Source organism: Cardinium endosymbiont of Sogatella furcifera (assembly GCF_003351905.1).
In the GTDB taxonomy this organism is placed as follows: Bacteria; Bacteroidota; Bacteroidia; order Cytophagales; family Amoebophilaceae; genus Cardinium.
This window is the reverse complement of the sequence record NZ_CP022339.1, coordinates 1022583-1035305: the sequence shown is the minus strand read 5'-3', so window position 1 is coordinate 1035305 and position 12723 is coordinate 1022583. Positions and strand designations below refer to the sequence as shown.

At 41.0% G+C, this 12723-nt stretch carries 10 protein-coding genes and 2 tRNA genes; 6 read left to right on the top strand and 6 right to left on the bottom strand.

What is annotated here, in order from left to right; genetic code table 11:
* Window positions 1-96: 96 nt before the first annotated feature.
* A complete protein-coding gene (locus CE557_RS04620; protein ID WP_114910400.1) occupies window positions 97-387 on the top strand; it encodes a hypothetical protein in 291 nt (96 codons plus the stop codon).
* Window positions 388-506: 119 nt separating this feature from the next.
* Here the strand turns inward: CE557_RS04620 and CE557_RS04615 are convergent, their stop codons facing one another.
* From CE557_RS04615 to CE557_RS04605, 3 genes are all read right to left on the bottom strand, one after another.
* A complete protein-coding gene (locus CE557_RS04615) occupies window positions 507-4076 on the bottom strand; it encodes a sodium:solute symporter family protein (RefSeq protein ID WP_114910399.1) in 3570 nt (1189 codons plus the stop codon).
* Window positions 4077-4245: 169 nt separating this feature from the next.
* The gene (gene rlmB, locus CE557_RS04610) at window positions 4246-5007 is read right to left on the bottom strand and encodes a 23S rRNA (guanosine(2251)-2'-O)-methyltransferase RlmB (RefSeq protein WP_114910398.1); all 762 of its coding nucleotides are present in this window, start codon (window positions 5005-5007) and stop codon (window positions 4246-4248) included.
* A gap of 72 nt (window positions 5008-5079) precedes the next feature.
* A tRNA-Met gene (locus CE557_RS04605) sits at window positions 5080-5152 on the bottom strand.
* A gap of 89 nt (window positions 5153-5241) precedes the next feature.
* Between CE557_RS04605 and era the strand changes: the two genes are divergently transcribed.
* The gene (era, locus tag CE557_RS04600) at window positions 5242-6159 is read left to right on the top strand and encodes a GTPase Era (RefSeq protein ID WP_223245895.1); all 918 of its coding nucleotides are present in this window, start codon (window positions 5242-5244) and stop codon (window positions 6157-6159) included.
* A gap of 485 nt (window positions 6160-6644) precedes the next feature.
* Here the strand turns inward: era and yidD are convergent, their stop codons facing one another.
* The gene (yidD, locus tag CE557_RS04590) at window positions 6645-6902 is read right to left on the bottom strand and encodes a membrane protein insertion efficiency factor YidD (protein ID WP_114910396.1); all 258 of its coding nucleotides are present in this window, start codon (window positions 6900-6902) and stop codon (window positions 6645-6647) included.
* Between yidD and CE557_RS05085 the strand changes: the two genes are divergently transcribed.
* The gene (locus CE557_RS05085; RefSeq protein ID WP_162790019.1) at window positions 6901-7062 is read left to right on the top strand and encodes a hypothetical protein; all 162 of its coding nucleotides are present in this window, start codon (window positions 6901-6903) and stop codon (window positions 7060-7062) included. The two genes, yidD and CE557_RS05085, sit on opposite strands and share 2 nt — an antisense overlap.
* 262 nt (window positions 7063-7324) lie before the next feature.
* Here the strand turns inward: CE557_RS05085 and CE557_RS04585 are convergent, their stop codons facing one another.
* Window positions 7325-7882, bottom strand: coding sequence for a hypothetical protein (locus tag CE557_RS04585; protein WP_114910395.1), 558 nt, complete (start codon window positions 7880-7882; stop codon window positions 7325-7327).
* 390 nt (window positions 7883-8272) lie between these two features.
* On the opposite strand from CE557_RS04585, the gene CE557_RS04575 reads away from it, so the two are divergent.
* The 3 genes from CE557_RS04575 (at window position 8273) to CE557_RS04565 (ending at window position 10491) form a co-directional block, all read left to right on the top strand.
* A tRNA-Ile gene (locus CE557_RS04575) sits at window positions 8273-8346 on the top strand.
* 23 nt (window positions 8347-8369) lie between these two features.
* The gene (gene murI, locus CE557_RS04570; protein ID WP_162790018.1) at window positions 8370-9206 is read left to right on the top strand and encodes a glutamate racemase; all 837 of its coding nucleotides are present in this window, start codon (window positions 8370-8372) and stop codon (window positions 9204-9206) included.
* Between the two features lie 142 nt (window positions 9207-9348).
* Window positions 9349-10491, top strand: coding sequence for an alpha/beta hydrolase (locus tag CE557_RS04565; RefSeq protein ID WP_114910392.1), 1143 nt, complete (start codon window positions 9349-9351; stop codon window positions 10489-10491).
* 282 nt (window positions 10492-10773) lie between these two features.
* Here CE557_RS04565 and CE557_RS04560 read toward each other — a convergent pair whose 3' ends face one another.
* Window positions 10774-12642: a M3 family oligoendopeptidase gene (locus tag CE557_RS04560; RefSeq protein ID WP_317048460.1), complete on the bottom strand. Its 1869-nt coding sequence runs from the start codon at window positions 12640-12642 to the stop codon at window positions 10774-10776.
* Window positions 12643-12723 lie beyond the last annotated feature (81 nt).

The following is a 12723-nucleotide window of genomic DNA, read 5'->3' as shown; positions in this document are numbered from 1 at the left end:
TAAAACTATTTTTATATTGTACACCCAATGGTGTCAACTTAAGGAATATCTATTCTAACACAGAGATAGAAATGGCTAATTCGTACGGCGCTGCATATGCCCGCCAATAAAAAGTTGGCACATAATAAAAGTAATGAAACGAACGGTTATGCAACGGGAAAAACAGAAAGCGCCCACTGCGTGGGCTTTAAAGGAAACTGTTTTTCTAATCCGCTGCATAACCGTTCGTCTAAAAATTACAAGTTTACTAAAGCGCCAAGTTTGTTTATCGGCGGACATATGCGCCTTAAGCAGCAAATATATCTATTCAATTCACATAAAAAGAACAACGCCCCTGGAAAAAGTCGCGGTTTAGAAAGTAGCATCTTACAGGGGCGGTTTTTTTAACGCAAAAAAGCATCGCGCTAAACACATACAATGATGCTGCAAAGCGCAGTAATTTTTGCATTGGAAACAACGCTTTCAGGTAGAAGCTATAGATCCTCAAGCCAAAAAGTAGAGGCGCCTTAACGATCCTTATCCTTGTCTTTGCTTTTATCTTTACACATCTTTAGTGCCTGTTTAGCGGCATTTTCCAATGCCTCCCCTATCTCTACACCTAAATATTCATTAGCCAATTTAACATCTATCGCAAGTGTTTCTTGGACCATATGCGCTACTTCTTCTACATGGTTATAGCCCGCAGCGTAGCGTAGATCATAGAGCCGCTCAGCGAACTTGACAAACAATACAGAAAGCTGCATGTGATCTTCTTTGATCGCCTTCTCTAATCGATTTTCCAGGTAAAGCAAAGAAGGATGGTGCAACTCTTTTCGTTTATCTACCCCTAGTATATTTAATACAAAGGCATAGACACCTAAATTATAGTGTTCCCTGACATAAGAAAGTGGCAAACAGGTATGACGTACCAATTCATAGAGCAAAGCAGCATAAATGACTTTAGGAGAGTGGAAAACCCATTCTACCACTAGTTTAGCAATCCCTACCGCACGTACATAAAACAATTGACCCGAAGCATGCCGCTTAAAGCCAAAGTGCTGTCTGAGTAATAAAAGCAAGTCTGAAATCGTACCTGCATCAATAGGATCCATGTCATGAGAAAATTGAGAGACATGGTCATGGAACTGCATTAACTCCATCATGGAATCGGCCTGTTCCTTAGGGGTAACAGGGGTGTCTGAGGTTAAGCAATCTATAGGTAGCTTTACCGTGATCTTACTAAGCATCTCATTGAGATCACTAGGCAGTACCAGGAGTAGCGTGGGTTGCTGCCCATCAAGACCATATTCCAAATAACCATAATGGGCACCGACAATACTGGATATGGTTTCTTGCTGAAGGTCTATGGATGGTGGTGTTTCCTTCCTTCCTCGAGGACCCATCACATCGACCCTATCATCATAGAGGTCTTTGACTTTAGGCAGTTGCTCAGAAGCAATAGGCACCTGACTTACTACAAAGGCAGTAGCTGGGAAAAGCATAAATGAAGGGTAACTGCCTTCAAAAGGCTCTGCTTGCTTAAATTGAAAGGCAGTGTGGTGCAGTTGTATGCCAACAATAGGTGCACAAACACCCTCTAACCTACTCACCCGTAGAACAGCCTGAACCAATACATATACTACCTGATTGATATCACATACAATATAGGAGGATGCCTCTCCCGTAGACGCTTTCTTGTGCTCCACAAGCAGCCTAGGCGGATCAGCCACCTCTTGAGACAAAGCAAATTCCACCTTACGCACCAACTTATCTAGGGCAATCTTAGTAGGCTGCAATAAGGCATGCTCTTTGGCCTTTTCTCTTTTATTAAAATAGGCAGCCCAATCATATAGTTTATTGATAATACCCTGAAAATCCTCTTTATATAGGGGCATACTGCTATCTAAAAAGGAAACAGATTGCTCTACTTTACCTATTACTTGTTCTAAAATAGCACCATAACCTTTAGAGGCATTGGGCGGAGTAGAGGGAACCGTAGACAAGTCATAAAGGGATTCCTTTAATTTTTGAGATGCCCTAATTTTATCTTGATTTTTTAGGTAAAAATTTTGCACCATATAATCACCCATTTTAGCTTTACAACAAATAATAATAGCCACCACAAGTAGGGTTACCATAAACAACGGAAACAGAGAGGATAAGGCAGAAAAGGACAATCCAACAGAGATCGGATAAATGGCTACTACGCATACAATCGCTACAACCCCTATACCCAGATAGAGCGGCAATACCCATAAGATTACAGCATAATGGGCCAAGGATAAAGAGGCACTAAAAACAGGATCTACTAGGTTCCACCAATGCCAAAGTAGGTTGGCAGGAAGATAAACCACCAAACCTATCAACCAACATAAACCAATGAACCAACTTGGGCTTACTTGGCTAAAAAACGTTTTATAACGTGCAAATAAGCTATAAGCGGTAAAAATAGCACCCAAAAGTCCCTGGTATATAGCCCAATAAATGTGATCTGGCTTAATAAACCAATATCCCAGAACAGTGGTAATAATCATATAGAGTCCGGTTAAACATAGTGTACGATCACTGGGTCTCAACTTAGCCAAGGTAACTTTTCGATTCATCCAAGCATTTTTAATGGCTTCTTTACGTTCTGCCCTCTGCCGCGCATGCGCTTGTTGCATTTGTTTAAACTCGTTATCTGGTTCAACCCACCCTACACTTTTGGGTTGCTTGAATAGATAGTGGGCAGCCATCATAGCCAGACCATTGGCTACCATAGCCAAAAAAGAACCATCCCACCTTATGAAGGCATGCACCCATTTGTTCCAAACTAAAATAATGAGTACACCTGTAACCATACCAATCAAAGCGGTACGTGAGGTACCTCGAAAGCCTAAAATAGCCAAAACAAAAGGCGCCGTTACGACAGGCACAAGAGAAGCAAGCCCCCAATAGAGCAACTGCAATAAGTCATTGCAGTAAAAGGCGAGTACCATAGCCAATAGACCTACCACTAGTGTAGTCCACCGTGCGATCTTCACCTGAAGCGCATCAGCCACCTCTTGCCCGTTATATAGCCCTTTGACTATATCATGACTCACCATAATCGCACAAGCATTTAAACAAGAATCTGCGGTAGACATCGCCATAGCCAGTAAGCTAATCGCAAGTAATCCTTTAAAAACAGGTGGCGTATGGGCCACTATATACCCCCAAATGGCCTCTTTTGATAGATCAGGTGCCCCTAGAAAAGTAAATAGGCCAATGAGAATAATAAAAATGGATAGCACCATACTAAAGATGGTGGCATACGAAAAAACGGTCTGTGCTTGCATGGGACCAGAAGACATATAGACCCGCTGCATCAGTTGGGGCAATATAGAAGAAGCCATCAGCGATAAAAAAAGTAAGAAGGTGCCCACCAATTGGCTATCAAAATGAAACACATGACTACATTGAAATTTAGTGTGACTCTGCAGCATAGGCAAAAGGGTGGAAACGGGTTTATCTACTTTTAAAAACATAAACCAAGCGAGAATAGGAATAACAACCGCAAAGGTTATAAACTGCAATACATCTGTAAAGGCAACGGCACGAATGCCACCAAAGGTAGAATAAAAAATAAGGAGTAAGGTGGTCAGGATAGACACGATATAGGGATTAACTGCCTGAAAACAGATACCAATAGCCTGGGACATTACCGTAATTTGCATCGTAATACTAAAAATAGCGCTACAGATACCCACAAATGCAGCTAGCATACTGGGATATCTACCATAAATATGGCCTATCGTTTCGGCAACAGAGAGGTGGTGCATAAATGGCCCCATACGTACAGCCAATCTACTCACAACCCATAAACCAAAAGAAGACAACCAGGTGAGCATCATCCACGATAAGCCCATACCATGCACACACTCTACATTACGCACTAGCCCTCCTCCTCCATACAAAGTAGCCAATACAGTGAAAACTAAGGTAGCGGTAGAAAATTGTTTACTCCCTACTGCATATTCTCGAAAAGAAGTTTTTTTCCTACTAAAATAAATGGCTACCAACAAGGTTAACAATAAAAAAGTAGCCACTATCCATAGCGAAACATCAAAACAGAGCATAGAAACAAGCGGTTAAAAACAAGTGGTTAATTTGAAAAAATCACAAAATAGTTATAGCGCTAACGCTAGCTTTCATATTACGCATTTTTTTTATAAAAAAATCAAGGAAGAAATGTGCATAGACATAGCAAGCAGGTGACGTTATATCTTCCATAGATAGATGAAACAGTTATACCAAACGTTGCCGAAATACTTCGTAAAGCATAATACCAGCTGCCACAGAGACATTAAAAGAAGCAATAGGGCCTTGCATAGGAATGCAAATATGATGTGTAGCTATGCTTAAATGTTTTGCCGCTATACCTGATCCTTCTCCACCTAAAAGCAGTGCAGTAGGGAGGGTTAAGTCTACCTTGTATAAGAGTTGTGCAGCTTGTGCATGACAAGCCAATAGGGTTAATCCACTGGCTTGTAAATAACGCAAGGCCTTACTTAAATCTGCTACGCGACAGATGGGCAAGGTGGCCAATGCACCTGCTGAGGTTTTCATTGCTGCACCTGTTAAAGCAGCACTGCCCTGGGTAGGTAGTACCAATGCATCCACACCCATACAAAGCGCAGTACGAGCAATAGCGCCTACATTATGTACATCTGTTACGCCATCGAGTACCACGATTAAAGGGGCTTTCCCTTTTTCAAAAGTGGCTTGCACCAAGCCATCTAAAGGGGTAAAGACAATAGGTGATAAGATGGCTACGACACCTTGGTGGTTGCCACGCACCATGCGCGCCAATTTTTCAATGGGCACATAACTAAAAGGAATTTCATGTTGACGCACCAGGTTATACAATTCCTTTACGCACGCTGTTTTTAGTTTATTTTGAAAAAAAACTTTATCAATCGTCTGGCCCGCACGTATGATTTCTATAATTGCCCTACAGCCAAAAATGAACTTCAATGGAGTGTCAGATGCTTTTTGAGAGGGGTTCATAGCAAGCAGTTTACAACAGCGGAATCTGTTCGAAGGGGCATTGTACAACAGGCCTTACATAAGAAGGGAAAGTTGCGGGGATAGGACTCGAACCTATGACCTTCGGGTTATGAGCCCGACGAGCTACCAACTGCTCCACCCCGCGGTAAAGTCTTCATCATCCAGTGATGTACTCCCTATACAGCCACTTGAATTATTACGAATTTATATGTTTTTTTGTAACATTGCAAATATATGATGCGTATGGATGAAGCTAACAATGAATATAAGTCTGGTTTTGTAGCCATTATTGGCAAACCCAATGCAGGCAAATCTACCTTAATGAACCTATTGATCGGTGAGCAACTGGCCATTACCCATTCCAAGGCACAAACGACACGCCATAAACTCCATGGGATTATTTCTGGCCAAAACTTTCAAATTGTATATATAGATACACCAGGTATGATTACACCTGCTTATCCGCTACAAACAGCTATGATGGAAGCGGTAAAAGTCGCGCATGCAGATGCGGACCTGATCATCTGGCTAGTAGATGTCAATGACTTTGAGGCCGAGTTTTTTGAAAACCGCACCAAAAAGCCGATCCTATTGGTATTGAATAAAGTAGATTTAATCACAGCGGGCCAACTCGATACAGCAATGGCCTATTGGCGCCACCACCACCCAGACCTATCTATCCTACCGATATCAGCGATAAAAAATAAAAACATCGATGCACTCATGCAACAAATCGTTCAATGGTTGCCCATTCACCCTCCCTATTATCCAGAAGCAACCTTAACAGACAAACCAGAACGATTTTTTGTACAGGAAATCATACGTAAAAAAATACTAGGCCAATACCATCAAGAAATACCCTACAGTGTAGAAGTAGTGATAGATGCCTTTAAGGAAATGGAAAACCTGATTAAAATCCGATCGATTATACATGTAGAGCGCCAAACCCAGAAAGGTATTCTCATCGGCCAAAGAGGGGATGCGCTGAAAAAGTTAGGGATAGCAGCTAGGGAGGCATTAGAAAACTTTTTTCAAAAGAAAATCTTCCTAGAACAACGTGTGAAGGTTACCCCAGACTGGCGCAAAAATCGATTGCTCTTAAAAAGATTTGGTTATCCAACGGTTCTAAAAAAGAAAGATGGAAAGCAATAGATTACTTTCGAGGTTAGATGGCTAGTTAGTATATGCCGCTGCTCATGGCCGCTTAATGTCCTCCAAGTTTTTTATCGGCGGAGATAGTATCTGTTCACATTACTGATTAATAATGAACTTTATTCCACTTTTTTCTTGATAAAAAAGTGGACAAAAAATCAAGCCCTCGGCAAAAAGTCGCTGAAAGTGGCATCCTACAGATGGAAAAACAGAAAGCGCCCCCTTTGGGGGCTTCAAAGGAAACTGTTTTTCTAAATCATCTGTATGATGCCACTTTCTACACCACGGCTTTTTACAGGGGCGGTTTTTTTGACACAAAAAACCAGCACGCTGAACACATACCGGACATAAGGGTTTTAAATGGACGAAATGAACGCAAGTATCCATTAAAATGATATTTTTATTAGACAGTCCATACAATACATTCCTTAGGTGGATGCCATTTCCTGTTCAGAACAGTAGAGCAAGCGGGCTGAACGGACACTCTAAAAGCGGTCTAATGGATCATACCCACTACCTCCCCAAGGATGGCAACGGAGCAGCCTACGTAAGGTCAGCAGCATACCTTTGCGCAAGCCATAGTTGGCAAAAGCTGCTTTTGCATAATGCGAACAGCTGGGTTGAAAACGACAGACAGGCGGATACAAGGGGGCAATACAGTATTGATAAATGGCAATAGCCAAACCACACAATCGGCTCAGAAGCCTGGAAAATAGCGCCAACCAATTTGGGAATTTTGACATGATAGAGGGATGTGGTAGAGAAAAAAACTTGTATCTATGCACGACGTTACTGGTTAATTTCGTAAAATCCGAAACCAAAAAAGCAGACAATGTAACTAAAAAACTAAAAGAAGAAGACGATAAAAGGAATAAAATGGAAAAAGAATGGAACAAGAAATAATCAGAAATAACAAAACAGATTTGTATTTTTTTATTAAAAGTTATAGAGTTTAATTAAGCCAACCCTACAAAAAACATTTTTGTCTTGCTTATTGTTTGATCAAGAATCAAGATAAACATCAAGCCCCTTGGTAAAAGCTTCTGTAAACACAACTTGCACCAAGGGGCATTTTTTCGTAAGCGCAAGCGTACAAAAAGTGCTTTATAGACTCAACTTCTTTAGCTGCCCAGCTACTTCATTACAGATGATCTCAAAAAAACCACTAGCCAGCCATATGGATAAAGGTAAAGACCGTTTTCCCCTCTTTAATACACCTGTTATGTAGCCTTACCGCCTCCTTAGACCTTGCGATGTAATAGGCTTTAATGGCGCCTTGATCTTGTTTATCCTTTAGGGCCTTTTTGAGGGCGTCACTTACCCCTAATTTACCTTCTATGCCTGTAGCAATAATCAAAATGGCTTCTTTAGGATCGATAGCAGGGTCTATGGCCAACCACTCTTCTAAAAATGATAGGGGTATACCATCCGCTTTATCATCCTTATGAAACCTATACCGCATGCCCGTTTGCATGGTTTTCGGGAACTTTTCCTCCGTTACACTACCATAAAAATTGGGCGTTACCACCCAGCTATTTACATTTTGATCCGTATGTATAATATTTTTCTCACATTGTTTAAAACAATCACGGGCATTAAATGGCTGTTGCTGATGCGTAACCTGCAAACGCAAGCCCCCCGTACCAAATTTGGTAAAGATACACTTATTTTTAGGCAAATTACTTTCTAATTCATTCAGATACTCCCAGTCTGGATGCAACATTTCATCCTTTTTTTGTTTTTCCGAAGGGCAAGCGCCAGCCCACAACAAACACAATGGAACCAGAGCTATAAAAGGCCTCCGCAAAAGGGCTAACAAGCATAAACAATAACGCATAGACAAAATCAAAATAGAGAAAAGTAAAAAAATAGAAGCCTAAGCGAATGGCTTTTTCAAAGCTAAAAAAAATAAGTCGAATAGAAAAATAGACCATTGGCCGAATAGATGCAGCAAACGGATAGACGGCGAAATAGTACCCTTACAAATACTGAAAATCAAAATAGCGCTATAATTAAAACAAAACCCCTGGTTTTTTAGAAAAAAAGACGTAGTATTGTGGGGTATTATTCATTTCGTACCAGGGAATGCCCTGGTACGATAGGTTTCCTACAAGGGCCCATAGCTCAGTCGGTTAGAGCATCTGACTCATAATCAGCAGGTCCCAGGTTCAAGTCCTGGTGGGCCCACCTCATTTACTTATTGCCCTATTGTGTATTCCCATCCCAATAAGCATGCGCCTATTGCTATTTATGACAGTGGTATAGGTGGTTTGACCATTGCTAGCGCCATTCAAGCACTTTTGCCACAAGAATCAATCCATTATATCGGAGATACGAAAAACTTACCTTATGGCGAGAAGGGGTCTATGGCGTTATGTGGTTATGTAGAGCAAGTAGTCAATTTTTGCTTACGTAAAGGCTATAAACTGCTGGTAATGGCTTGCAACACCGCTACGGCTGCTGCAGTGCACTACTTACCTACTTATCTGAAAACGAAAGAAATGGCTGTGATCAATGTAATTGATCCAATTATCAGCTACCTTTATAGAACCAACCGTTATAAACAGATAGGCCTTATAGGCACCAAGTATACCGTGGCATCTGGCATCTACACAGAACGATTGCGCCCCACTGGGATCAGACTTACAGCGCTGGCCACGCCCCTATTGGTTCCGATGGTAAACGCTTGTTTTAATGGAAAAAAGGTAGATTACCGTTTGGTACATTATTATTTAAGTCAACTTAAACATTTAGATGCCCTCATCCCAGCTTGTACCCATTATCTATTTTTAAGCAAAACATTAAAAAGCATTTTAAGGGCACAAGATCAAAAAGCAGTTGAGGTAATAGACGCAGCAGGGCTTACCGCATTAGCGGCCAAGCAATTGCTCACCAAACAGAATCTCTTAAGCCACACAGCAAAAAAGCTACCGGATTGTTTTATGGCCACCGCATTAACCCCATCCTTTCAAAATGCCACGGAACAACTATTTGGCCAAACCCCTATAGCCATTAACCTAACGGATGATACGGAATCAGCAGGCTAATGCTAGGCATCATACCATAACGCTGTATTTGATTTAATTTACTTATATTTTAAAAATATCTTAACATCTGTTCTGTTGATTGAGGCCATAACCATTCCATGCTAACAATAAAATTAATATAATATAAAAATCTGATAATCAAATGTTTAAGTTTAAATTTAATATTTCTATTTACCTAACTATTTTTTTTCTTTCTATTATTGGTTGTGAAGGTGGTAGTTGTGATTCACTGCGCAACACTAGCCTCTCACCGAGTGGCACAACGGTTTCACCGGATGCGCCTCAAGGTGATGGGAAGCCATTAACTGTTGATTGTAAAAGTAGCTATGAGTCACTGTGCAACACCAACTCCTCACCGAATAACACAACGGCTACACCGGATATCCCTCAAGGTGCTGGGCAACCATTAATTGTCCTGTTGCATGGATTGGGTTCAGATGCTTCTTGTTTTGATATACTGAAAGGTAACCTAGAAAAAGCGTATCCTACTGCCAAGATAATTGCTCTGAAAAGTGTAGAAGGAGACAAGACCTTCTTACATTCCATAAAAGAGCAAGCTGACTTAAGCTTCGAAGAACTTAAAACACTTTTAACGTGTCCAGAACACGGAGTTAACAGCCCTATTCTACTAATAGGCCATAGCCAAGGAGGCAATCGTGCTTGTGCTATAGCTGCCAAGAACAAAGGTTTAAATATAAAAGGGATTGTTACACTCGCTACGCCATGGGAAGGGGGGCCTAACGCTATGAGAGATCCAGAATCAAAGTCTATGCTCGAGAATTTGAGTCAGATCTTTTCTTTTTTTAGCCCCGATGATAATACAAACTTGTTCAAGATTTTAACAGACTTAAAGAATCAGCCTGGAAGTAAGGATTTAATACCAGGCAGTCAATTTTTAACTGAAATATCCCAAAACCTCAATACGCTAAATGTCCCTATACGAGCTATAGGAGGAACAAGTTCCACTAATATAAAAATACTAGATCTAGGTATAGATCCAGATCAACTATTAGGTGATCTTATATCTGGCAGAAACGCTCCTGATAAAAGACACGATACGCTTGTTTCTCTTGCCAGTCAGCTTGCATCGAATATCTCAAAAGGTATTCAAAACTTCGAAAGGGTGATCATACAAAATGCGGCTCATAATGCTTTTTTACTACGACTCTGCCCACCAGAAACTCAAGTTATACTTGAGCATCCTCAGACATTCGAAGCGGTTACAAAATTTATTAACGAAGTATTACCAGAAGCCACCCAAAAACACGTAGATAACAAAAGATAGAGATTTATACAACCAATAGCGCCCACTTGATGATAAATGAATTTTATTCCACTTTTTTCTTGATAAAAAAGTGGGCAAAAAAATCAAGCCCTCGGCAAAAAGTCGCTGAAAGTGTCATCTTACAGATGGAAAAACAGAAAGCGCCCCCTTTGGGGGCTTCAAAGGAAACTGTTTTTCCAAATCATCTGTAAAATGCCACTTTCTACACCACGACTTTTTACAGGAGCGGTTTGCTTTTAACGCAAAAAACCAGTGATAAGAAAAGATAAGACCCAACATTCCTCACCACTCCCTCCAAGCTTTACGCACAGATTGTGCGAGAGAACGAATGTGTTCCCTACTAAAATCAAAAGAGACACCAGCCGTTTGGTAGACCGTACGGATGGAAGCAGTATAGCCCAACTTTAATGCATTTAGGTAATTAGACAAGGCTTGTGAAGGGTTTGCTTGCGCCTGCTGCCATACGCCTATTGCACCAAGCTGCGCAATAGCGTATTCAATGTAATAAAAAGGTACTTCAAAAAGATGGAGCTGTTTTTGCCATAGATTGCTTTTAACAACCTCATAACCAGACCAATATGTTATATTATCTGAAAAATCACTAAAGATACGGTTCCAGTTTGCTGCTCTTTCTGCTAAGGTGTGTTCCGGATGTGTATAAGCCCAATGTTGAAAGGCATCAATGGTAGCCATCCAGGGCAGACAGCTGATCACACGTATCAAATGGTCTTTTTTGGCACGATGGAGTTCCTCTGGATCGGCAAAGAAAACATCCCAATGCAGCATAGTAAGTAGCTCCATAGACATAGAAGCCAGTTCTGCCAGCTCTGATGGACAATGTTTAAAAGCATTCAAACGCAAACCATGTACTAAAAAAGCATGCACCGCATGGCCGCCTTCATGAAACATCGTTACTAGATCACCTAACGTAGAAGCTGCATTCATAAAAATAAAAGGCACCCCTGTTTCATCCAAAGGATAGTTATACCCACCAGGCGCTTTGCCCTTACGAGAGGCTAAGTCGAGATGGCCCATCCGCTGCATGGTGCGCAAACAATCTGCTAAAAAAGGATCCAACCGTTCAAATATGGTAATCGTTTTAGCAACCAGCTCTTCCGGATCCCTAAAAGGGCGCAATGGTTGCCTACCCGCTACGTCTACTGCATGGTCAAATGGCTGCAACTGCTCTAGGCCCAGCTTTGCTTTGCGATCTGCTGCCAGCTCATTGAGTAGCGGAACAATTTCTTCTTTGATGGCGCTATGAAAGGTAAAGCAATCCTCTGGCGTGTAATCAAACCGGTTCATGGATACAAAAGCATAATCTCTAAAATTTTTAAACCCAGCATTCAAAGCCAATTGATGACGCTGCTGAATCAGCTTTGAATAGAGTGCATCCAATACCTCTTTATCCACCAACCGGCGCTGCTGTATCTGGTCATATACCGCTTTGCGAAAGACCCTATCGGTAGCGTCTAAATGGGCAGCTGCTTGCTGCAACGTGCACGCTTTGCCAGCTATCTCTACCATCATCGCAGCTGAAATAACACCAAATTGACTTGCATTTAACTGAATTTCAGTTTGAATAGGTATATTTTCTTTGCTATAACAACGCAGTTGATTTTCAATTTTTTGAAAAAAGATAGCATATTGTGTTTCCTGACGCAGGATATGGATCTGGCTTGCACCTAAAACTTTTTGATGCAACTGATCTGTAACTGCTGCTACATGCGGGGCTATGGCAGTAATATAGTATTCATAACGCTCTTTAGCTACTGCATCGGTCGTATCGCAAGAAGTACGAATGTAACGCCAGCCAGCATCTTCTTCTAGCACCCCCTCTAGCTCACTCCAATCGGCTAAAAACTCTGTGAGCCCATCCAATGAAGCAAGGTCTCTGTCAAGCAGATTAGTATAAAAAGGTTGAATGGAAGGCCAATCTGTTAAGACGTAATCTACTGGCAAAAAAGTACGAATATATTTTTGAATCATATGCATGAAGATTTGTGTATATAAAAAACTTTGATCATAAACAATCCAAGCTACTTGCTTATTAGCCAATACTATGCTAAATTTTGAAAAGTTTTTACTAAAACCATGCACACCATATAACTTGCGCCATTCATGCATACTGCCCCCTATACAACGCACCACAAATGTTGCTATATGCTATGCAGCATCATACTCATTTTTATCTTTTCCTGTAGTCAGTCAGATTTTATTGTATACCAATTT